The following is a 21,955-nucleotide window of genomic DNA, read 5'->3' on the forward strand; positions in this document are numbered from 1 at the left end:
GAGGGGATGCCGACGGAGCAGGCTGGAAGTCCCCTTCCGCCTCCAGGAGGAGCCTGCGATGGTGAGCCCCGAGCCCCAGACCGGCCGCGAGTTCTGGCGTGACATCAAGCCGATCGAGAACGTCTTCCGCAGAGACGCCGCTCCCGAGATCTTCCTGCCCGACACGCTCGACGACGACGAGCGGTACTTCATCCCGCTGTCGGACACCGTCGGCTCCCGCCCGCTGTGGATCTCGCTGACCCAGAACCGGTGGGCCGATGTCCTGTGGGCGAGGCAGGCCGGGCTGGTGAACCGGCACTACCACCCGCACCAGGTGTTCGGTTACACGCTGTCGGGGAAGTGGAGCTACCTGGAGCACGACTGGGTCGCCACCAAGGGCACCTTCGTCTACGAGACGCCGGGAGAGGCCCACACCCTGGTCGCGCACGAGTCCGACGAACCGATGCGGGTGCACTTCAACGTGACCGGCCCGCTCATCTGGCTCGACGAGGACGGCCAGCCCAACGGCACCTTCGACGCCTACGACTACCTCGAGCTCGCCCGCGAGCACTACGAGCGTGTCGGCCTGGGCGCCGAGGCGGTGGAGCGGCTGCTGCGCTAGCTCTCCAGGGCCGCCTGGAACGCGGCGAACTTGGCCTGCGTCTCGGCGAGCTCCGCGGCCGGGTCGGAGCCGGCGACGATCCCGCAGCCGGCGAACAGCCGGGCGGTCGCCGGGTCGTCGTCGGACAACTGGGCGCAGCGCAGCGCCAGGCCGAACTCGCCGTCACCGCGGGCGTCGAGCCAGCCCACCGGCCCGGCGTAGCGGCCGCGGTCCATCCCCTCCAGCTCCCCGATGAGGGTGGCGGCCTCCGCCGTCGGGGTCCCGCAGACCGCAGCGGTGGGGTGCACCGCGCCGACCAGCTCCAGCAGCCCGACCCGGCCGTGGGCTCCGCCCCGGGCCTGGACGCCGGTGACGTCGGTGGCCAGGTGCCGGACGTTGGCCAGCGTCAGCAGCGCCGGCTCCTCCGGCACGGTGAGGCCGCTGCAGTAGGGCTCGAGGGCCCGCACCAGCGAGTCGACGGCGAGCGCGTGCTCGCCGCGGTCCTTCGCCGAGCCGAGCAGGGCCGCGGCCAGCCGGTCGTCGTCCGCGCCGGCTCCGCGTGGCGCGGTGCCGGCCAGCACGCGGGAGGAGAGGGTGCGTCCGGTGCGGCGCAGCAGCAGCTCCGGCGTCGCACCGAGCAGGCCGTCGACGGCGAAGGTCCAGCAGTCGGGGAAGCGCGCGGCCAGCCGGACCAGGAGGGACCGGGGGTCGAGCGGGGCGTCCGCGGTGACCAGCAGGTCGCGGGCGAGCACCACCTTCTCCAGGTCGCCCGCGGTGATGCGCGCGACGGCCGCCGCGACCGTCGCGCACCACGACGCCGGGTCCAGCGCGCCGTCGGCGTAGCGCAGCCGGCCCAGCGGGGCGGGCAGCGCCGCCGGCGCCGAGGTCAGCACGTCGACGGGGTCGCCGCCGCCGGCGGTGGTCAGCCACGCGACGCCGTCCCGCCGGCCGACGACCACCTCGGGGACGACGAACACCGACGTCCCGGCGGCCGGGTCGAAGGCGATGCTGGCGAAGGCCACGGGCCCGGAGCCCGGCACACCGATCGGGTCGTCGACGTCGAGGCCGGCGTTGAACTCCTCCCACCAGGCGGCCGCCTCCGCGAGGGCGGTGGGACCGGAGACCTCCAACCGCGCGGCCTCGCCCCAGCCGACCAGCCCCTCGCCGCGGCGGACCCACGACAGGGCAGCGGCCGCGGGTAGCAGGTCGAGCAGGGCGGGGACGTCGTCCAGCGGCGTCGTCGAGACGACAGGGGTGACCGCGTCCCGGGAGGTCACGGCAGCCGCGGTCACGGACCAAGACTAGGCAGCCCGGTAGCGTCGGTGCCGTGGGAGACCGGCGAGAGGACGCACACACCGCCGGGTTGCGCGCCGGCCTCGACAAGCAGCCGGCCGACGTCGCCGCCATGTTCGACCGGGTCGCTCGACGCTACGACGTCACGAACACCGTCCTGTCCGGGGGCCTGGACGCCTCCTGGCGACGGGCCACGCGGGAGGCCCTCGGTGCCCGCCCCGGCCAGACCGTGCTCGACGTCGCCGCGGGGACGGCCGTCTCCACGGTGGAGCTGGCCGGCGGGGGCGTGCACGCCATCGCCTGCGACTTCTCCCAGGGCATGCTGCGGGCGGGGGCGTCCCGGCCGGTGCCCAAGGTGGCCGGTGACGCGATGGCCCTGCCGCTGGCCGACGAGAGCGTCGACGGCGTGGTCATCTCCTTCGGCCTGCGCAACGTCGCCGACCCCGACGCCGCGCTGCGCGAGTTCTCCCGGGTCACCCGCCCCGGTGGCAGGCTGGTGGTCTGCGAGTTCTCCAGCCCCACCTGGTCGCCGTTCCGCACCGTCTACACCGAGTACCTGATGCGCGCGCTGCCGCGGATCGCCCGCGCCGTCAGCAGCAACCCCGACGCGTACGTGTACCTCGCCGAGTCCATCCGGGCCTGGCCCGACCAGCCGGCGCTGGCCGCGCGGCTGCAGGCGGCCGGCTGGGCCGACGTCGCCTGGCGGGACCTCACCGGCGGCATCGTCGCGCTGCACCGCGGCCGCAAGCCCCACGCCTGAGGAAGGCTCTGCCGCCTCCAGAGGATTCAGCCCGCTCCTCGAGCGGATCCAGCCCCGCCCCGCCGCGAGCCTGCGAGTGGGGGGTGCAGCGGGGTCCTCTCCGTGCGCCTCGCGGGAGGCGGCTTGTCAGCAAGGTCACACCTCGGCCTAGAGTGGTGACCGACGGACTTTGTGAAGCAATTCACAAAGTCACGAGCTCCAGGGGAGGGTCGAGGTGGGCGACGGCGACCGGCAGGCCGACGTGGTGGTCGTCGGCGCGGGTCCCGCGGGCTCCTCGGCGGCCTGGCACCTGGCCCGCGCCGGCCGGGACGTCGTTGTGCTCGAGAAGGCCCGGTTCCCCCGGGAGAAGGTCTGCGGCGACGGCCTGACCCCGCGCGGGGTGCAGGCGCTGGCCGACATGGGCGTGGACACCGCCGGGTGGGTCCGGCACCGGGGGCTGCGCGTCACCGGCGGCGGCCGGGTCGTCGAGGTCGACTGGCCGACGCTGGACCGCTGGCCCTCCCACAGCCTCGTGCGCAACCGCCGTGACCTCGACGCCCAGCTGGCCGCGCACGCCGAGGCGGCCGGTGCGCGGGTGGTCCAGGAGGTGACCGTCACCGGCCCGCTGCTCGACGAGGCCGGCCGCGTCGCCGGCGTGCGCGCCGAGCAGGGCCTGGGCAGGGAGCCGGTGGCCTGGCGGGCGCCGCTCGTCGTCTCTGCTGAGGGGCTGTCCGGGCGGCTGGGCAAGGCCCTGGGGCTCGTCCGCCGCGAGGACCGGCCGCTCGGCGTCGCCGTCCGCCGGTACGTCCGCTCCCCGCGGACCGACGACGCCTATCTCGACATCTCCTTCGACCTCTCGGCGTCCGGGCCCAGCGCGGACTCCATGCCCGGCTACGGCTGGGCCTTCGGCATGGGCGACGGCACGAGCAACGTCGGGTACGGGCTGCTCGACCGCCGCCGCGGCACGGGGGCCGAGCCGCGCGCCGTGCTGCGCGAGTGGCTGGCGACGCTCCCGCCGGAGTGGCAGTTCGGGGAGGAGCACGCGGTGACCCCGCTGCGCGGCGCCGGCCTCCCCATGGCGCTGCACCGGCGGCCGGCCTACACCCGCGGGCTGCTGCTGACCGGGGACGCCGCCGGCACGATCAACCCGTTCAACGGCGAGGGCATCAGCTACGCGCTGGAGACCGGCGCCATGGCCGCCGAGGCCGCGACCGAGGGCCTGGCCCGGCCGGAGGGCCCGGCCCGTGAGGGGGCGCTGCGCCGGTACCCGGCCCGGCTGCGCGAGGAGTACGGCCGCCACCACCGGCTGGGCCTGGCCTTCCTCGCGCTGCTCGACCGCCCCGAGCTGGTGCGCTTCGCCACCGCGCACGGCCTCGGGCGGCCGGCGATGGTCAACGCGGCGCTGCGGCTGATGGGCAACCTCTCCGACGGCCGGGACGGCGACCGCTTCGACCGCGTCGTCGCCGTCCTCACCCGACTCGCCCCGGCGGTCTGACCGATGACCGCCATCACGCCCCGCCGTCATGCCGACACGTCGTGTCCACGATCACCCCTTGCCATGACCGTGATCTCGATCACCGTAGGGTGCCGCTGATGCTCTCGACCTACGTCCCGATCGTCGGGCTGTTCGCGCTGGCCGCGGCGTTCGCGCTGTTCTCGGTCACGGTCGCGCCGTTCGTCGGGCCACGCCGCCACAACCAGGCCAAGCTCGCCGCCTACGAGTGCGGCATCGAGCCGGTGGACCAGCCGCTCACCGGCGGCCGGTTCCCGGTCAAGTACTACCTCGTCGCGATGTTGTTCATCGTCTTCGACATCGAGATCGTCTTCCTCTACCCCTGGGCCGTGGCCAACGACGCGCTCGGCGTCTTCGGGCTGGTCGAGATGGTCGTGTTCATCGGCACCGTCTTCATCGCGTACGCCTACGTCTGGCGCCGCGGCGGGCTCGACTGGGACTGACAGGAGCAAGCCATGGGACTCGAGGAGAAGCTGCCGAGCGGCGTCCTGCTGACCACGGTGGAGAAGCTGGTCAACTGGACCCGCAAGTCATCGCTGTGGCCGGCGACGTTCGGCCTGGCCTGCTGCGCGATCGAGATGATGGCCACCGGCGCCGGCCGCTACGACCTGGCCCGCTTCGGTATGGAGGTCTTCCGCGCCTCACCCCGGCAGGCGGACCTCATGATCGTGGCCGGGCGGGTCAGCCAGAAGATGGCGCCGGTCCTGCGGCAGATCTACGACCAGATGCCGGAGCCGCGCTGGGTGCTGGCGATGGGCGTGTGCGCCAGCTCCGGCGGGATGTTCAACAACTACGCGATCGTGCAGGGCGTCGACCACATCGTGCCCGTGGACATGTACCTGCCCGGGTGCCCGCCGCGGCCGGAGATGCTCACCGACGCCATCCTCAAGCTGCACTACAAGATCATGAACGAGCCGCTCGGCCCGAAGCGGGCGCGGCAGCTGGCCGAGGCCCGCGCCGACGGCACGGCACCGGACCCGCTGGTCGAGATGCCGTCGACGGTGCGCGTGGACAAGGCCGCCCGCGAGGCCTACGAGCGGGCCGCCGCCGAACGGCGCACCGGGCAGTTCGCCATCGAGCAGCGGGGCGGCAACGCCGTCCTGCTGCCGGAGCCCTCGGTCCGGAGCCCCCGATGAGGGCCGCGAACACGACCGGCGAGCGAGCATCGCCGCGGGCTGGGGGCACCTCCCGCTCGCGGGGGACAGCGACCGAGGAGCGGAACGAACTCGGAGTGGAGCCATGAGCGACGACGGCGGCGTGCCGGCCCGGCCGGGCAGCGGCGAGGCCGGCTACGGCGAGAGCGCGGCACCCAGCGGCGGCTTCCGCAAGGGCGCGTTCGGCGTCTCCGGCAGCGGCGACACCTCCGGCTTCGGCGGGCTGGTGCGCATCGAGCCCGGCGGCGCGGTGGCGCTGCACTCGACCGACCGTCCCTACGGCGGCTACTTCGACGAGGTCACCGACGCGCTCATCGAGGCGGTCGGCCAGGCGACCTACGACGCCGCCGTGCAGCGGGTGCTGGTCGACCGCGGCGAGATCACCTACTTCGTGACCCGCGAGCACCTGCTCACGTTGGTGCAGGCCCTCCGGGACGACGAGGCGCTGCGCTTCGAGCTGTGCAGCAGCGTCTCCGGGGTCGACTACCTCGACAGCGGCGGCCCCGCGGCGACCTCCGACCGTCCCCGGCTGCACGTCGTCTACCACCTGACGTCGATGACCTACCGGCGGCGCATCCGGCTGGAGGTCGCGGTGACCGCCGAGGACCCGCACGTCCCGTCGGTCGTCCCCCTCTACCCGACGGCGGACTGGCACGAGCGGGAGACGTGGGACATGTTCGGCGTGGTCTTCGACGGCCACCCGGCGCTGACCCGGATCCTCATGCCCGACGACTGGGACGGCCATCCCCAGCGCAAGGACTACCCGCTCGGCGGCGTCCCGGTCGAGTACCACGACGCCACCATCCCGCCCCCCGACACCCGCAGGGCCTACCGATGAGGGGCCGACGATGAGCACCACGTACGACCCCTATGCCGGCTCGCGGGAGACCACCGAGGGCCGCGTCTACACCGTCACCGGCGGCGACTGGGACCAGACCCTCGGCACCGAGGCGTACGGCGAGGAGCGCCTCGTCGTCAACATGGGCCCGCAGCACCCCTCCACGCACGGCGTGCTGCGGCTGGTGCTCGATCTCGAGGGCGAGACGGTCACCAAGGCGCGGGTGGTCATCGGCTACCTGCACACCGGGATCGAGAAGAACACCGAGTACCGCAACTGGGTCCAGGGCACGACCTTCGTGACGCGGATGGACTACCTGTCCCCGCTGTTCAACGAGGCCGGCTACTCCATGTCCGTCGAGAAGCTGCTCGGCATCGAGGTCCCGCAGCGCGCACAGACCATCCGCGTGCTGGTGATGGAGCTCAACCGGATCGCCTCGCACCTGGTCGCGCTGGCCACCTTCGGCATGGAGATGGGCGCGCTCACCGGCATGACCAACGGCTTCCGGGAGCGGGAGCTGGTCCTCGACCTGCTCGAGGAGATCACCGGCCTGCGGATGAACCACGCCTACATCCGCCCCGGCGGCCTGGCGCAGGACCTCCCCGAGGGCGTGGTCGAGCACATCCGCGAGTTCCTGGAGTTCATGCCGGCGCGGGTGGCCGACTTCCACAAGCTGCTCACCGGCCAGCCGATCTGGCAGGCCCGCCTCAAGGACGCCGGCTACCTCGACGTCACCGGCTGCGTGGCGCTCGGCGTCACCGGCCCGGTCCTGCGCGCCGCCGGGCTGCCGTGGGACCTCCGCAAGGTGGAGCCCTACCTGGGCTACGAGACGTACGACTTCGAGGTGCCGACCACCGACACCTGCGACGCGTGGGGCCGCTACCTGGTCCGCATGGCCGAGATCACCGAGTCGATGAAGATCGTCGAGCAGGCGCTCGACCGCCTGGAGCCCGGGCCGGTCATGGTGCAGGACAAGAAGATCGCCTGGCCCGCGCAGCTGTCCCTCGGGCCCGACGGCATGGGCAACTCCCTCGAGCACGTCAAGCACATCATGGGCCAGTCGATGGAGGCCCTGATCCACCACTTCAAACTGGTCACCGAGGGGTTCCGGGTGCCGGCCGGTCAGGTCTACGTGCCGCTCGAGTCCCCCCGCGGCGAGCTCGGTTACCACGTGGTCAGCGACGGCGGCACCCGGCCGTGGCGGGTCCACGTGCGTGACCCCAGCTTCGTGAACCTGCAGGCCACGGCGGCGATGAGCGAGGGCGGCATGATCGCCGACGTCATCGCCGCGATCGCCTCGCTCGACCCGGTGATGGGAGGTGTCGACCGATGAGCGCACTCCCAGGGAGTGCCGAGGGGACGGCGGTCACCGGGCTCGACTCGAGCCCGGTCGACGCGAGCCCCGAGACGCTGGCGGAGCTGCCGCCGTTGACCGAGCAGACCCGGCTCGAAGCGCGGGAGATCATCGCCCGCTACCCGCAGCCGCGGTCGGCTCTGCTGCCGATGCTGCACCTGGTGCAGAGCTACCAGGGCTACGTCTCACCCGAGGGCGTGGCGCTGTGCGCGGAGGAGCTCGGCCTCACCAAGGCCGAGGTCGGCGCGGTCGCGACCTTCTACACGATGTACAAGCGGCGTCCCACCGGCCGGCACCTCGTCAGCGTCTGCACCAACACGCTGTGCAGCGTGCTCGGCGGGCAGCGGATCTTCGACGCGCTCGCCGCGGACCTCGGCGTCCACCACGACGAGACCGCTCCCGACGGCTCGATCACCCTCGAGCACGCCGAGTGCCTGGCCGCCTGCGACTACGCGCCGGTGGTGACCGTCGACTACGAGTTCTACGACCAGCAGGACGTCGACAGCGCCCGGACGCTCGTCGCGGCCCTGCGGCGCGGGGAGAAGCCGCATCCCACCCGCGGCGCCCCGCTCACCGACTTCCGCGGCGTCTCGCGCCAGCTGGCCGGGTTCGACCAGTACGGCGACGAGGCCACCCGGCGCGCCGCCATCGACGCCGAGGGCGCGATCGAGCCGACGCTGGCCGGCCTGCGGCTGGCCGCCGAGCGCGGCGAGGCCGCCCCGCCGATGCCCGGGCCCGGGCCCGGGCAGCCGTCCGCCGACACCGGCGAGCCGCGCGAGACCGTGCGGCCCTCCGGCCGCACCGGGGAGACGCCGGGGGAGGAGGCCGCCGACGCCCGCGTCGCCGCCGCCGACACCCCGGCCGAGCGGGCCGGCGCCGAGCAGACCCATCCCGACAAGGGAGCCGAGTACGGGCAGCCGCGGGGCCGGCAGCGGGCCGGCACCGAGAACCCGCCGGCCACCGAGCCCGCCACCGGCACCACGCCTCCCACCTCGCCCAGCCCGAATCCACCGCGAGCCCAGAACCAGGAGGCCTGACCGTGCCTCTCGCCCCCGTGCTGACGTCCCGCTGGGCCGAGCCGCAGTCCTGGCGGCTGTCCACCTACGAGCGGCTCGACGGCTACACCGCCCTGCGCACCGCACTGGGCATGAGCCCGGACGAGCTGGTCTCGCTGGTCAAGGACTCCGGCCTGCGCGGCCGCGGCGGCGCCGGCTTCCCGACCGGCATGAAGTGGAGCTTCATCCCGCAGCCCAAGCCGGGGGAGACGCGGACCGGGCCGGCCGCGATGCCCAAGTACCTCGTGGTCAACGCCGACGAGGGGGAGCCTGGCACCTGCAAGGACCTCCCGCTGATGATGGCCGACCCGCACTCGCTCATCGAGGGCGTGGTGATCGCGGCGTACGCGATCCGCTCGGAGCTGGCGGTCATCTACGTCCGTGGGGAGGCGGTGCACGCCCACCGCCGGCTGGTCGACGCCGTCCGGGAGGCCTACGCCGCCGGCTACCTGGGCACCGACATCCTGGGCTCGGGCTACGACCTCGAGCTGGTCGTGCACGCCGGTGCGGGCGCCTACATCTGCGGCGAGGAGACCGCGCTGCTGGACTCCCTGGAGGGCTACCGGGGCCAGCCGCGGCTCAAGCCCCCGTTCCCCGCAGTCGCCGGCCTCTACGGCGCCCCCACGGTGATCAACAACGTGGAGACCCTGGCCAGCGTGCCGTTCGTCGTCCGGGGTGGTTCGGACTGGTTCAAGGAGTTCGGCCCGGAGAAGTCCCCGGGTCCGAAGATCTACTCCCTGTCGGGTCGCGTCGTCCGCCCCGGCCAGTACGAGGCGCCCATGGGGACGACGATGCGCGAGCTGCTGGAGATGGCCGGCGGCGTCCGCCCCGGGCACCAGCTGAAGTTCTGGACGCCGGGCGGCTCCTCGACGCCGTACTTCACCCCCGAGCACCTCGACGTCCCGCTGGACTTCGACTCGGTGGCGGCCGCGGGCTCCATGCTCGGGACCACGGCGCTCATGGTCTTCGACGAGACCGACTCGATCGTCGAGGCCACCCTGCGGTTCACCGAGTTCTACGCCCACGAGAGCTGCGGCAAGTGCACCCCGTGCCGGGAGGGCACCTACTGGCTGGTCCAGATCCTCGACCGGCTCGTCCACGGCCGGGGGACGGCGGCCGACCTCGACCTGCTGACCGACACCTGCGACAACATCCTGGGCCGCTCGTTCTGCGCCCTGGGTGACGGCGCCACGAGCTGCATCTCCAGCTCGCTGAAGTACTTCCGCGACGACTACGTCGCGCTGCTGCCGCCGGAGGAACAGGCCCGCCTGGGCCGCAGCCTCCGGCTCGAGCCCGTAGGAGTGGCCTCGTGACCGAGTTCGCAGGGTCGCGCAGAGACACAGCACGCCACGGCACTGGCCCGACGAGCGCCAGTGAGGAGGACCAGTGACGACCCCTCAGCCGGCCGCGGCCGCCGTCCCGGCGGTACCCGGCCCGCACACGCCCCCCGACGCCGTGCACTGCGTCATCGACGGGTTCGACGTCGCGGTGCCCAAGGGGACGTTGATCATCCGAGCCGCCGAGCAGATCGGCGTCCAGATCCCGCGGTTCTGCGACCACCCGCTGCTGGAGCCCGTCGGTGCCTGCCGGCAGTGCCTCGTGGAGGTGGAGGGCCAGCGCAAGCCGGTGGCCTCCTGCACCATGCCGGTCACCGACGGGATGGTGGTGAAGACCCAGCTCACCAGCCCGGTCGCCGACAAGGCGCAGCAGGGCACGATGGAGCTGCTGCTCATCAACCACCCGCTGGACTGCCCGGTCTGCGACAAGGGTGGCGAGTGCCCCCTGCAGAACCAGGCGATGAGCAACGGCCGCGCCGAGAGCCGGTTCGTCGACGTCAAGCGGACCTACCCCAAGCCCCTGCCCATCAGCAGCGAGGTCCTGCTCGACCGGGAGCGCTGCGTCCTCTGCGCCCGGTGCACCCGGTTCTCCCAGCAGGTCGCCGGCGACCCGTTCATCGAGCTGTTCGAGCGGGGCGCCCTGGAGCAGGTGGCGATCTACGAGGACGAGCCGTTCTCCTCCTACTTCTCCGGCAACACCACCCAGATCTGCCCGGTCGGCGCGCTCACCAGCGCCCAGTACCGGTTCCGCTCCCGCCCGTTCGACCTGCGCAGCGAGCCCAGCGTCTGCGAGCACTGCGCATCCGGCTGCGCCCAGCGCACCGACTACCGCCGCGGGAAGGTGCTGCGCCGACTGGCCGGGGAGGACCCGGCGGTCAACGAGGAGTGGAACTGCGACAAGGGCCGCTGGGCCTTCCGCTACGCCACCGCCAACGAGCGGCTCACCACCCCGCTGGTCCGGCGGGACGGCGTGCTGCAGCCGGCGTCCTGGCCCGAGGCGTGGGCCGCGGCAGCCGAGGGGCTGCGCGCCGCGCGCGAGGCCGGCGGCGTCGGCGTCCTGCCCGGTGGGCGGCTGACGGTCGAGGACGCCTACGCCTACGCCAAGTTCGCCCGCGTCGCGCTCGGCACCAACGACGTCGACGCCCGCGCCCGAGCGCACTCGGCCGAGGAGTTGGCCTTCCTCGCCGCACACGTCGCCGGCACGGGTCCGTTCAACGGGGCGGTCACCTACGCCGACCTCACCGACGCCTCCGCGGTCCTGCTCGCCGGCTTCGAGCCCGAGGAGGAGTCGCCGATCGTCTTCCTGCGGTTGCGCCGGGCCGTGCGCACCCGGCAGCTGCCGGTCTTCGACCTCGCCCCCTTCGTCACCCGCGCCGCCGAGAAGCTGCAGGCCACGGTGCTCACCACGCTGCCCGGCACCGAGGCCCGCTCGCTGGCCGCGCTCGCCGAGGGCACCTGGGGTGGTCCCGCGGTGGAGGCGCTGCGGCGGCCGGGCGCCGTCGTCCTGGCCGGTGAGCGGCTGGCCGAGGTGCCCGGCGCGTTCTCCGCGCTGGCCGCCCTCGCCCGGGCGACCGGCGTCCGCGTGGCCTGGGTGCCGCGGCGGGCCGGGGAGCGCGGCGCGGTGGAGGCCGGCGCGCTGCCGACCCTGCTCCCTGGCGGCCGTCCGGTCTCCGATGCCGGCGCCCGCGCCCAGGTCGCCGCCGCCTGGGGCGTCGCCGAGCTGCCCGCCACCCCGGGCCGGGACACCACCGGCATCCTCGCGGCGGTCACCCACGGAGACCTCGCGGGCCTGCTGGTCGGCGGCGTCGACGTCGCCGACCTGCCCGACCCACGGCTGGCCGCGGCTGCCCTCGCCGACGCGCAGTTCGTGGTCAGTCTGGAGATGTTCCCGAGCGCGGTGACCGAGCACGCCGACGTCGTCCTGCCGGTGGCGGCGGCTCCCGAGAAGGCCGGCGGCTACCTGGACTGGGAGGGGCGGCTGCGTCCCTTCGACGCCACCCTGCACGGCACCGGACAGCTGCCCGACGGCCGGGTGCTGCAGGGCCTGGCCGACGAGCTGGACGTCGACCTGCGGCTGCCCGCTCCCGAGGTGGCTCGCGCCGAGCTGGCCGCCCTGGGCGTCGTCGCCGAGCGGCCGGACGTCGTCGGCCTGGACGTCACGCCGCCGGACGACCCGCCGCTGGCCGAGGACGAGGCGGTGCTCGCCTCGTGGCGGCAGCTGCTCGACGTCGGCACCCTGCAGCGCGACGAGCCGGAGCTCGCCGGCACCGCGCGCCCGCCGGTCGCCCGCCTCGGCAAGGACGCCGCCCGGCGGCTGGGTCTGGCCGACGGCGACCGCGTGACCGTGTGCGGTGCGATGGGGGATGTCAGCCTGCCGGTGCAGGTCACCGAGATGCCCGACCAGGTGGTCTGGCTGCCGATGCGCGCACCGGGCAGCGAGGTCCGGACCCGGCTCGGTACCCCGCCCGGTGGCGTCGTCCGGCTCGTGGCCGGGGGTGCACAGTGACCCTCCCCGGGCTGGACGTGCTGGCCGCGCCCGACCAGCCGACGCTGGAGGACTTCGGCAGCGACGTCTGGTGGATCGTCCTCATCAAGATCGTCGGTGTCTTCGCCGCCCTCGTGCTGCTGACCCTGTTCGCGATCGTCTTCGAGCGCAAGGTCGTCGCGCGGATGCAGCAGCGGATCGGCCCCAACCGGGTGGGCCCCCGTGGCTACCTGCAGAGCCTCGCCGACGGGCTGAAGCTGGCGTTCAAGGAAGACATCATGCCGGCGCTCGCGGACAAGCCGGTCTACTTCCTGGCCCCGGTCATCGCCGCGATCCCGGCGTTCCTCGCGTTCTCGGTCATCCCGCTCGGCCCGACGGTGAGCATCTTCGGCGAGCGGACGCCGCTGCAGCTCACCGACGCCCCCATCGGCGTGCTGGTCGTGCTCGCCTGCTCGGCGATGGGCGTCTACGGCATCGTGCTGGCCGGCTGGGCGTCCGGCTCCACCTACCCGCTGCTGGGCAGCCTGCGCAGCGCCGCGCAGATGGTCAGCTACGAGATCGCGATGGGACTGTCGATCGTCGCGGTCTTCCTCTACGCGGGCTCGATGTCGACGTCGGAGATCGTCGCGGCGCAGGCCGACGGCAACCCGGTCTCCTTCTTCGGCCTGGAGTTCACCGGACCCAGCTGGTACGCGGTCCTGCTGCCGGTCTCCTTCGTCATCTACGCCATCGCGGTGGTCGGCGAGACCAACCGCGCGCCGTTCGACCTCCCCGAGGCCGAGAGCGAGCTGGTCGGCGGGTTCCACACCGAGTACTCGTCGCTGAAGTTCGCGCTGTTCTTCCTCGCCGAGTACATCAACATGGTCACCGTCTCGGCCCTGGCCGCGACCCTGTTCCTCGGCGGCTGGCGGGCCCCGTGGCCGATCTCGATCTGGGACGGCGCCAACACCGGCTGGTGGCCGCTGCTGTGGTTCTTCCTCAAGGTCGTCGTCGCGCTGTTCGTGTTCATCTGGCTACGCGGCACGCTGCCCCGCCTCCGCTACGACCAGTTCATGCGGTTCGGCTGGAAGGTGCTGGTGCCGACGGCGCTGGTCTGGATCCTCGCCGTCGCCACCATGCGCACCGTCGCCCGTGAGGCCGACCTCTCCACCGGCCAGGTGGCCCTGTTCGTCGGCGTCCCGATCGCCCTGCTCGTGCTCGCCGGGCTGCTGGTCGCCAGCCGGGCGGCGAACCGGGAGACCCGGATCGCCGCGACCAAGGCCGCGGCCGGCTCGATCCACCCGACCGACGCCGAGCCGGAGGTCCTGCCGCCGGCTGGGCCGCGCCGCCGGTCGGCCCAGCGCCCCGGGCCGAGCCGCGCCGAGGGCGGCTTCCCGATCCCGCCCATGGACCTGAAGGTGCCGCCGTCGCCGCGCCTTCGCGGCCGGGAGCCCGTCCCCGCCGGTGGCGTGGTCAGCACCGGACGACGCGGCGCCGCCACCAGCCAGGAGGACGACGATGTCTGACCGCAACCCGCCCGCCGAGGGCGAGGAGAAGGGGCTGGCGCAGGCCTCCCGCGGCGAGCTCGCCCGCCGCGATCGCGACGCCGGTCCCGTCAAGCGGTCCAGCTGGCTGCCCGGCCCCGGGCAGGGCTTCGGGGTCACCTTCGCGCAGATCTTCCGCAAGGTGACCACCGAGGAGTACCCCGAGGTCCCGAAGGTGACCAAGCCGCGCTACCACGGCCGGCACGTGCTCAACCGGCACCCGGACGGGCTGGAGAAGTGCGTCGGCTGTGAGCTGTGCGCCTGGGCCTGCCCCGCCGACGCCATCTACGTGGAGGGCGGCGACAACACCGAGGACGCGCGCTACTCACCCGGTGAGCGGTACGGGCGGATCTACCAGATCAACTACCTGCGCTGCATCTTCTGCGGGCTGTGCATCGAGGCCTGCCCGACCCGCTCGCTGACCATGAGCAACGACTTCGAGCTCGCCGACGACAACCGCCGCGACCTCATCTACACCAAGGAGCAGCTGATGGCCCCCCTGCTGCCCGGCATGGAGGCCCCGCCGCACCCCATGCGCCTCGGGGACGACGAGAAGGACTACTACGTGCGGACGCCGGACCCCACCTCGCCGGCCGAGCCCGTCGCGGAGGAGCGGACGTGACCGAGCTCGCGAGGTCACGCAGGGACACAGCAACGCGGGGCACAGACCCGACGAGCGCCAGCGAGGAGGAGCGGTGAACCCGGACGTCGTCATCGGCACCGGCGAGGCCGTCGTCTTCTGGGTGCTCGGGCCGATCGCCCTCGCCGGGGCCCTCGGCATGGTGCTGTCCCGCAACGCCGTCCACTCGGCCCTGTGGCTGGTCAACACGATGCTGGCGTTGGGCGTCTTCTACGTCGTCCAGGAGGCGCCGTTCCTCGGCGCGGTGCAGATCATCGTCTACACCGGCGCGATCATGATCCTCTTCCTGTTCGTCCTCATGCTCGTCGGCCGGGACTCCTCCGACTCGGTGGTCGAGACCCTCCGCGGGCAGCGGGTGGCCGCGATCCTGCTGGGCATCGGCTTCGCCGGGCTGGTCGGCGCGGGCGTCGCCCGGGCCACCCAGGACCTCCCGGTCACCGGGCTGGCGGCGGTGCAGGGCGGGGAGAACAGCAACATCGAGGCGATCGCCGCGCTCATCTTCACCCGCTACCTGCTGGCCTTCGAGGTGACCAGCGCGCTGCTGATCACCGCCGCGGTCGGCGCCATGGTGCTGGCCCACATCGAGCGCGAGCCCGGCACCCGGCCCACCCAGAAGGAGCTCTCCCGCGCCCGGTTCCTCACCGACCGGCCGCAGACCCTGCCCGGCCCCGGCGTGTACGCCCGGGCCAACTCGGTCGCCGCACCGGCCCTGCTCCCCGACGGCCGGGTCGCCGAGGACAGCTTCGCCACCGGGATCGACCCCCAGGAGGTCGACCAGATGCCGCGTCCCACCGGCCGGGCCGAGCTGGGCAGCCCCGACGCGGCGCTCGGCACCCTGGACCCGGCACCCAGCGACATCCCGGGGGGACGGGACAGGTGAGCGAGCGGGCGAGCTCACCGATGAGCACAGCAGCGCCGCGAACGCGGCCGACGAGCGCCAGCGAGGAGGACTCGTGAGCCTGACCCACTACCTGGTGCTCGCGGCGATCCTGTTCACCATCGGCGCGGTCGGCGTCCTCGTGCGGCGCAACGCCATCGTCGTCTTCATGTGCATCGAGCTGATGCTCAACTCGGTGAACCTGACGCTGGTCACCTTCGCCCGGGCCAGCGGCACCCTCGACGGCCAGATCATGGCGTTCTTCGTCATGGTCGTCGCCGCCGCGGAGGTCGTCGTCGGCCTCGCGATCATCATGTCGATCTACCGGACCCGCCGGTCGGCGTCGGTCGACGACGCCAACCTGCTCAAGTACTGAGAACGGGGATCCGGGGATGGACACCGTGCCCGCCGACGGGCTGCTCGCCGCCTCCTGGCTGCTGATCGCGCTGCCGCTGGCCGGCGCCGCCGTGCTGCTGCTCGGCGGCCGGCGCACCGACCGCTGGGGCCACCTGCTCGGCACGGGCACGGTGGTCGCCGCCTTCGTGCTCGGCCTGCTCTGCACGTTCGCCCTCGACGGGCGGCAGGTGGACGTCGACCTGTTCACCTTCGCCGCCACCGGCTCGCTCGACGTGCAGGCCGGGCTGCTGTACGACCCGCTGTCGGCGGTGTTCGTCCTGCTGATCACCGGCGTGGGCGCGCTGATCCACGTCTACTCGATCGGCTACATGGCGCACGACCCGCGGCGCCGCCGGTTCTTCGCCTACCTCAACCTCTTCATCGCGGCGATGCTGCTGCTGGTCCTCGCCGACAACTTCGTGGCCCTCTACGTGGGCTGGGAGGGCGTGGGCCTGGCCTCCTACCTGCTCATCGCCTTCTGGCACGAGCGCCCGTCGGCGGCGACCGCCGCGAAGAAGGCGTTCATCATGAACCGGGTCGGTGACGTCGGGCTGGCGCTGGCCATCTTCGTGATGTTCGCCCAGCTCGGCACGGTCACCTTCGAGGGCGTCTTCGGGTCGGTCGGCGTGCTCGCCGGCGGCACGGTCACCGCGATCGGCCTGCTGCTGCTCCTGGGCGCCTGCGGCAAGTCCGGCCAGTTCCCGCTGCAGGCGTGGCTCCCCGACGCGATGGAGGGCCCGACCCCGGTCTCGGCGCTCATCCACGCCGCGACGATGGTCACCGCCGGCGTGTACCTCATCGCCCGCAGCGCCCCGATCTACGACCAGACACCGACTGCGCGTGCCGTCGTCCTGGCCGTCGGCGCGGTCACGCTGATGATCGGGGCGATCGCCGGCTGCGCCCAGGACGACATCAAGAAGGTGCTGGCCTACTCCACGGTCAGCCAGATCGGCTACATGTTCCTGGCCGTCGGCCTCGGCCCGGCCGGCTACGTGGCGGCGCTGGCGCACCTGCTCACCCACGGTTTCTTCAAGGCCGGGCTGTTCCTCGGCGCCGGCTCGGTCATGCACGCCATGAACGACTCGGTGGACATGCGCCGCTACGGCGGGCTGGCCTCGAAGATGAAGGTCACCTTCGTGACCTTCGGGCTGGGCTACCTGGCGCTGATCGGCTTCCCGTTCCTGTCCGGCTTCTACAGCAAGGACGCGATCATCGAGGCCGCGTTCGACCGGGGCGACGGCTGGGGCTACGTGCTGGGCGCGGTCGCCATCCTCGCCGCCGGGCTGACCGCCTTCTACATGACCCGGCTGATGCTCCTGACCTTCGGCGGTCGCCCGAGGTGGGAGGACGGCGTCCACCCGCACGAGTCGCCGTCGGTCATGACCGTGCCGATGATCGTGCTCGCCGTCGGGTCGGTGCTCGCCGGCTTCCTGCTGGTCGTCGCCTTCCCGCTCGAGGAGTGGCTGGCGCCGGTGTTCGGGGAACCGGAGGGGGCCGAGCACGTGGTCGCTCCGCTGGTGGTCAGCGTGCTGGTGACCCTCGTGATGGTGCTCGGCGCCGGCACGGCCTGGCTGTTCGTCGGCCGCCGCGAGGTGCCGCTGACCGCGCCGGTGCGGGTGTCGCCGGTGGTCCGTGCCGCCCGCCGCGCGCTGTACGCCGACACGGTCAACGAGTCCCTGTTCATGCGGCCGGGGCAGTGGCTGACCCGCGCGCTGGTGTTCGTCGACAACCGCGGGGTGGACGGCGCGGTGAACGGGCTGGCCGCCACGCTGGGTGGCTCGTCGTCGCGGCTGGGCCGTGCCCAGACCGGTTTCGTCCGCTCCTACGCCCTCTCGATGCTCGGCGGCGCCGTCGTCGTCGCCGGGGCGCTGCTGGCGGTGACGGCCGGATGAGCAGGCCGACTTCGGATCGAGAGGCGCTGTCGTGAACGACTTCCCGTTCCTGCTCACCATGATCGCCGTCCCGGCGGTGGGCGCCGCGGTGGTCGCCGCGCTGCCCCGGGGCCGCGACGTCCTGGCCAAGCAGGTCGCCCTCGGCGTGAGCGCGCTGGTGTTCCTGCTCGCCGTGCTGGCGACGATCGCGTTCGACGCCGGTGGCGACCGGTTCCAGCTGACCACCTCGGTGTCCTGGATCCCGGACTTCGGCGTCGACTTCGCCCTCGGCGTCGACGGCATCGCGCTGGTGATGCTGCTGCTCATCGGCGTCCTCGTGCCGGTGGTCGTCGTCGCCTCGTGGCGCGACACCCCGCCCGCCAACCGGTCGATGAGCACCTTCTTCGCCTGGCTGCTGCTGCTCGAGGCGATGATGGTCGGCGTCTTCGCCGCGACCGACGTCTTCCTCTTCTACGTCTTCTTCGAGGCGATGCTCGTCCCGATGTACTTCCTGATCGGCAGCTTCGGCGGACCGCGACGGCAGTACGCGGCGGTCAAGTTCTTCCTCTACAGCCTGGTCGGCGGCCTGGTCATGCTCGCCGCCGTCATCGGCCTGTACGTGGTGAGCAGCAGCGAGCTGGGGGAGGGCACCTTCGCCTTCGACGCGCTGCGCCAGATCGAGATCGACCCGGGCGTGCAGAAGCTGCTCTTCCTCGGGTTCTTCGTCGCCTTCGCGATCAAGGCGCCGCTGGTGCCGTTCCACACCTGGCTGCCCGACTCCGGTGCCGAGGCACCCATCGGCGGCGCGGTGCTGCTCGTCGGCGTCCTGGACAAGGTCGGCACCTTCGGCTTCATCCGCTACTGCCTGCCGCTGTTCCCCGACGCCTCCCGCGACCTCGCGCCGTTCGTGCTGGTGCTCGCCGTCGCCGGCATCCTCTACGCGGCCCTGCTGGCGATGGGACAGTCCGACCTCAAGCGCTGGGTGTCCTACACGTCGATCGCGCACTTCGGTTACATCGCGCTGGGCATCTTCGCCTTCACCACGGAGGCCGGCACCGGAGCGGTGCTGTACATGGTCAACCACGGCATCGCGACCGGACTGCTGTTCCTCATCGTCGGCATGCTGATCGCCCGCGGCGGCTCCCGGCAGATCGCCGACTACGGGGGGATCGCCGCGCAGGCCCCCAAGCTGGCCGGCGCGTTCCTCATCGCCTGCCTGGCCGCGCTCGCGCTGCCCGGCACCAACAGCTTCGTCAGCGAACTGCTCGTCCTGATCGGGTCGTTCCCGTCCGTGCCGGTGTTCACGATCCTGGCGACGGCCGGGATCATCCTGGCCGCGCTGTACTCGCTGCTGGTCTACCAGCGCACGATGCACGGCCCGCCGCGTGGCGTGCTGCTGGAGGCCGGCACCGGGCCCACCCCCGCCGAGCCGGTCGGCGGCAGCGGCACGGCCACCGTGACCGCGCCGGCGCCCGCGGCGGCGCGGCTGCGGGTGCGGGACCTGTCCCGGCGGGAGCTGGCCGTCGCCGGGCCGATGGTCGCGCTGATCATCGCGCTGGGCGTCTACCCGCAGCCGCTCATCGACCTCATCGAGCCGGCCGTCGCCGCCACGATGAGCGACATCGGAGCCGACCCCGCCGGCGTGCAGCCGGCCACCGACACCGAGGGGACCGACTGATGCTCAGCGCGGCGGACGCGATCACGGCCCCGAGCCTGTCCCTGGGCGCCCTGGCGCCGCTGCTGGTCGTCTTCGGCGCCGCCTGCATCGGTGTCCTCGTGGAGGCCTTCGGCCCGCGGGAGCGCCGGCACGCGGTCCAGGTGGCCGTGGCGCTGGTCGGCACGGTCGGCGGCCTGGTCACCACCCTCCTCCTGGTCGGCGAACGGCAGGTCACCGCGGGCGGAGCGCTCGCCGTCGACGGCGCCTCGGTCTTCCTGATGGCCACCATCGCCGGGCTCGGGGCGCTGTCGGTCCTGCTGTTCGCCGAGCGCTCGCTGGACCCGGCGCGTTCGGCGTTCGTCGCCGCCGCCGCGGTGCCCGCCGGCAGCCCGCGCGACCGCGAACTGCTGACCGCCCACCGGGTGCAGACCGAGGTCTACCCCCTGGCGACCTTCGCCATCGGCGGCATGATGCTGTTCGTCGCGGCCAACGACCTGCTCATCATGTTCGTCGCGCTCGAGGTGCTCAGCCTCCCGCTGTACCTGATCAGCGGCCTGGCCCGGCGCCGGCGGTTGCTGTCGCAGGAGGCGGCGGTCAAGTACTTCCTCCTGGGCTCCTTCGCCTCGGCGTTCTTCCTCTACGGACTGGCGCTGGTCTACGGCGCCACCGGCAGCGTCCGGCTCGCCGACATCCGCACCGCGTCCGCCGCCGGCGGCACCGACGTGCTGCTGGTGCTCGGGCTGGGCCTGCTGTTCGTCGGCCTCATGTTCAAGGCCAGCGTCGCGCCGTTCCACGCCTGGACACCGGACGTGTACCAGGGTGCGCCGACGCCGGTCACCGCCTTCATGGCCGCCTGCACCAAGGTCGCCGCCTTCGGGGCCATCCTGCGGCTGCTCTACGTGGCCTTCGGCACCAGCGAGTGGACCTGGCGGCCGCTGGTGTACGGCATCGCCATCGTCTCCATGGTGGTCGGGGCGGTCCTCGGCCTCACCCAGACCGACATCAAGCGGATGCTCGCCTACTCCTCCATCGCGCACGCCGGCTTCCTGCTCACCGGCGTCATCGGCTACGGCGGCGGCGCGGACGGGCAGGGCACCGGGCTCGGCGGCACGATGTTCTACCTGCTGGCCTACGGGCTCACCACCCTCGGCGCCTTCGCCGTCGTCACCCTCCTCCGCGACGGTGACGGCGAGGCCACCCACCTGTCGAAGTGGGCGGGGCTGGCCCGGCGGTCGCCGCTGACCGCGGCCGTCATGGGCCTGTTCCTGCTCGCGCTCGCCGGCATCCCGCTCACCAGCGGCTTCACCGGCAAGTTCGCCGTCTTCCGGCCGGCCATCGACGACGGCGCGTGGCCGCTGGTGGTGGTGGCGCTGCTGGCCAGTGCGGTGGCGGCGTTCTTCTACCTGCGGGTGCTCGTGCTCATGTACTTCAGCGAGCCCGCCGCGGACGGGCCCACGGTCGGCGTGCCGGGTCTGCCCACGACGATCGTGCTCGCGGTGACCGTCACCGCCACCGTCGTGCTGGGCGTCGTCCCCGGGGCGGTGCTCGACCTCGCCGAGCAGGCGGCTAGATTCGTCGGTTGATGACCGGAGCCAGCGCCGCCGTCGACGGGGACACCCCGGCCGAGACCTGGCAGCGGATCTCGACCCCTGCCTCGACGATCGGGCCGTGGCTGCCCGAGGGGGACCTCGGCGTCCGCCTCGCCGACGGCCTGGCACGGGTGGAGGCGACGCTGCTGGAGGCCGTGGACAGTGACCACGACTTCGTCTCCCAGGCCGCCGGGCACCTCGTCGCCGCGGGCGGCAAGCGGTTCCGGCCCCTGCTGGCGCTGCTCGCCGCCGAGCTGGGCGACCCACACGCCCCGGGGGTCACCGAGGCCGCCGTCGTCTGCGAGCTCACCCACCTGGCCACGCTGTACCACGACGACGTCATGGACGAGGCCGCCGTCCGGCGTGGGGCGCCGAGTGCCAACAGCCGGTGGTCCAACAGCATCGCCATCCTCACCGGCGACTTCCTCTTCGCCCGGGCCTCCGACCTGCTCGCCGACCTCGGTCCGGAGGCGGTGCGCATCCAGGCCCGCACCTTCGAGCGGCTGGTCACCGGCCAGATCCTGGAGACCGTCGGCCCCCGTCCCGGCGCCGACCCGGTCGCCCACCACCTGCAGGTGCTGGCGGACAAGACCGGCTCGCTGGTCGCGACCTCGGCGCGGTTCGGTGCCTCCTTCGCCGGGGTGGGGGAGGAACTGGTGGCCGCGCTGACCGCCTTCGCCGAGGAGGTCGGGGTGGCCTTCCAGCTCTCCGACGACCTGCTCGACATCGTCAGCCGGGACGGCGCCTCCGGGAAGTCGCCGGGTACCGACCTGCGCGAGGGCATCGTCACGCTCCCCGCGCTGTTCGCGCTGGCCGGCGAGGACCCCGCCGAGCAGCGGCTGCGGGAGCTGGTCGCCCGTCCGCTCCCCGACGACGGCGAGCACGCCGAGGCGCTGGGTCTGCTGCGGTCGTCGGCGTCCCTGGACCGGGCCACCGGCGTCCTGCGCGAGTACGCCGACCGGGCACGCGCCCGCCTCGCGGCGGTCCCCGAGGGGCCGGTCCGGGAGGCGCTCGCCGCGCTGTGCGAGTACGTCGTCACGCGCACAAGCTGAGC

19 protein-coding genes are annotated in these 21,955 nt (G+C 73.1%); 18 read left to right on the top strand and 1 reads right to left on the bottom strand.

Annotation, left to right across the window (positions count from 1 at the left end):
- Positions 1 to 58: 58 nt before the first annotated feature.
- Positions 59 to 601 carry a 2,4'-dihydroxyacetophenone dioxygenase family protein gene (locus tag CRP39_RS07050; protein ID WP_097205601.1) on the top strand — a complete coding sequence of 181 codons (543 nt, stop codon included), beginning with the start codon at positions 59 to 61 and terminating at the stop codon, positions 599 to 601.
- Here CRP39_RS07050 and CRP39_RS07055 read toward each other — a convergent pair.
- Positions 598 to 1,872, bottom strand: a complete 1,275-nt coding sequence (locus CRP39_RS07055; RefSeq protein WP_097205603.1) for an isochorismate synthase — start codon at positions 1,870 to 1,872, stop codon at positions 598 to 600. The genes CRP39_RS07050 and CRP39_RS07055 overlap by 4 nt on opposite strands.
- 35 nt (positions 1,873 to 1,907) lie before the next feature.
- On the opposite strand from CRP39_RS07055, the gene CRP39_RS07060 reads away from it, so the two are divergent.
- The 17 genes from CRP39_RS07060 to CRP39_RS07140 all read left to right on the top strand — a co-directional run bounded on the left by CRP39_RS07060 (position 1,908) and on the right by CRP39_RS07140 (position 21,953).
- The gene (locus CRP39_RS07060; protein ID WP_097205606.1) at positions 1,908 to 2,633 is read left to right on the top strand and encodes a demethylmenaquinone methyltransferase; all 726 of its coding nucleotides are present in this window, start codon (positions 1,908 to 1,910) and stop codon (positions 2,631 to 2,633) included.
- Between the two features lie 214 nt (positions 2,634 to 2,847).
- Positions 2,848 to 4,107: a geranylgeranyl reductase family protein gene (locus CRP39_RS07065; RefSeq protein WP_097205608.1), complete on the top strand. Its 1,260-nt coding sequence runs from the start codon at positions 2,848 to 2,850 to the stop codon at positions 4,105 to 4,107.
- 98 nt (positions 4,108 to 4,205) lie between these two features.
- A complete protein-coding gene (locus tag CRP39_RS07070) occupies positions 4,206 to 4,568 on the top strand; it encodes an NADH-quinone oxidoreductase subunit A (protein WP_097205873.1) in 363 nt (120 codons plus the stop codon).
- A 12-nt stretch (positions 4,569 to 4,580) separates the two neighbouring features.
- A complete protein-coding gene (locus CRP39_RS07075) occupies positions 4,581 to 5,261 on the top strand; it encodes a NuoB/complex I 20 kDa subunit family protein (RefSeq protein WP_097205611.1) in 681 nt (226 codons plus the stop codon).
- Between the two features lie 103 nt (positions 5,262 to 5,364).
- Positions 5,365 to 6,117, top strand: a complete 753-nt coding sequence (locus CRP39_RS07080) for an NADH-quinone oxidoreductase subunit C (RefSeq protein ID WP_097205613.1) — start codon at positions 5,365 to 5,367, stop codon at positions 6,115 to 6,117.
- A 10-nt stretch (positions 6,118 to 6,127) separates the two neighbouring features.
- A complete protein-coding gene (locus CRP39_RS07085) occupies positions 6,128 to 7,450 on the top strand; it encodes an NADH-quinone oxidoreductase subunit D (RefSeq protein ID WP_097205615.1) in 1,323 nt (440 codons plus the stop codon).
- Positions 7,447 to 8,508, top strand: a complete 1,062-nt coding sequence (gene nuoE / locus CRP39_RS07090) for an NADH-quinone oxidoreductase subunit NuoE (RefSeq protein WP_097205618.1) — start codon at positions 7,447 to 7,449, stop codon at positions 8,506 to 8,508. Before CRP39_RS07085 ends, nuoE begins: the two co-directional genes overlap by 4 nt.
- A 2-nt stretch (positions 8,509 to 8,510) precedes the next feature.
- Positions 8,511 to 9,839 carry an NADH-quinone oxidoreductase subunit NuoF gene (gene nuoF, locus CRP39_RS07095; protein WP_097205619.1) on the top strand — a complete coding sequence of 443 codons (1,329 nt, stop codon included), beginning with the start codon at positions 8,511 to 8,513 and terminating at the stop codon, positions 9,837 to 9,839.
- A gap of 73 nt (positions 9,840 to 9,912) precedes the next feature.
- Entirely contained in the window at positions 9,913 to 12,369 is a 2,457-nt protein-coding gene (locus tag CRP39_RS07100) for an NADH-quinone oxidoreductase subunit G (RefSeq protein WP_097205621.1), read from the top strand.
- Positions 12,366 to 13,853 (top strand): NADH-quinone oxidoreductase subunit NuoH, encoded by a 1,488-nt coding sequence (gene nuoH, locus CRP39_RS07105; protein ID WP_245853659.1) that lies wholly within the window; start codon positions 12,366 to 12,368, stop codon positions 13,851 to 13,853. Before CRP39_RS07100 ends, nuoH begins: the two co-directional genes overlap by 4 nt.
- A complete protein-coding gene (gene nuoI / locus CRP39_RS07110; RefSeq protein ID WP_216359638.1) occupies positions 13,846 to 14,493 on the top strand; it encodes an NADH-quinone oxidoreductase subunit NuoI in 648 nt (215 codons plus the stop codon). The genes nuoH and nuoI overlap by 8 nt, the downstream gene beginning before the upstream one ends.
- Positions 14,494 to 14,566: 73 nt before the next feature.
- Positions 14,567 to 15,391 (top strand): NADH-quinone oxidoreductase subunit J, encoded by an 825-nt coding sequence (locus tag CRP39_RS07115; protein ID WP_097205622.1) that lies wholly within the window; start codon positions 14,567 to 14,569, stop codon positions 15,389 to 15,391.
- Positions 15,392 to 15,464: 73 nt separating this feature from the next.
- Positions 15,465 to 15,764: an NADH-quinone oxidoreductase subunit NuoK gene (nuoK, locus tag CRP39_RS07120; RefSeq protein WP_097205624.1), complete on the top strand. Its 300-nt coding sequence runs from the start codon at positions 15,465 to 15,467 to the stop codon at positions 15,762 to 15,764.
- A gap of 16 nt (positions 15,765 to 15,780) precedes the next feature.
- Positions 15,781 to 17,676 carry an NADH-quinone oxidoreductase subunit L gene (gene nuoL, locus CRP39_RS07125; protein ID WP_172442328.1) on the top strand — a complete coding sequence of 632 codons (1,896 nt, stop codon included), beginning with the start codon at positions 15,781 to 15,783 and terminating at the stop codon, positions 17,674 to 17,676.
- A gap of 31 nt (positions 17,677 to 17,707) precedes the next feature.
- Positions 17,708 to 19,333, top strand: coding sequence for an NADH-quinone oxidoreductase subunit M (locus CRP39_RS07130; RefSeq protein WP_097205625.1), 1,626 nt, complete (start codon positions 17,708 to 17,710; stop codon positions 19,331 to 19,333).
- Entirely contained in the window at positions 19,333 to 20,895 is a 1,563-nt protein-coding gene (nuoN, locus tag CRP39_RS07135; RefSeq protein WP_097205627.1) for an NADH-quinone oxidoreductase subunit NuoN, read from the top strand. The genes CRP39_RS07130 and nuoN overlap by 1 nt, the downstream gene beginning before the upstream one ends.
- Entirely contained in the window at positions 20,895 to 21,953 is a 1,059-nt protein-coding gene (locus CRP39_RS07140; protein WP_097205629.1) for a polyprenyl synthetase family protein, read from the top strand. The genes nuoN and CRP39_RS07140 overlap by 1 nt, the downstream gene beginning before the upstream one ends.
- Positions 21,954 to 21,955 lie beyond the last annotated feature (2 nt).

This window comes from Geodermatophilus sabuli, assembly GCF_900215145.1.
Classification (GTDB): Bacteria; Actinomycetota; Actinomycetes; order Mycobacteriales; family Geodermatophilaceae; genus Geodermatophilus; species Geodermatophilus sabuli.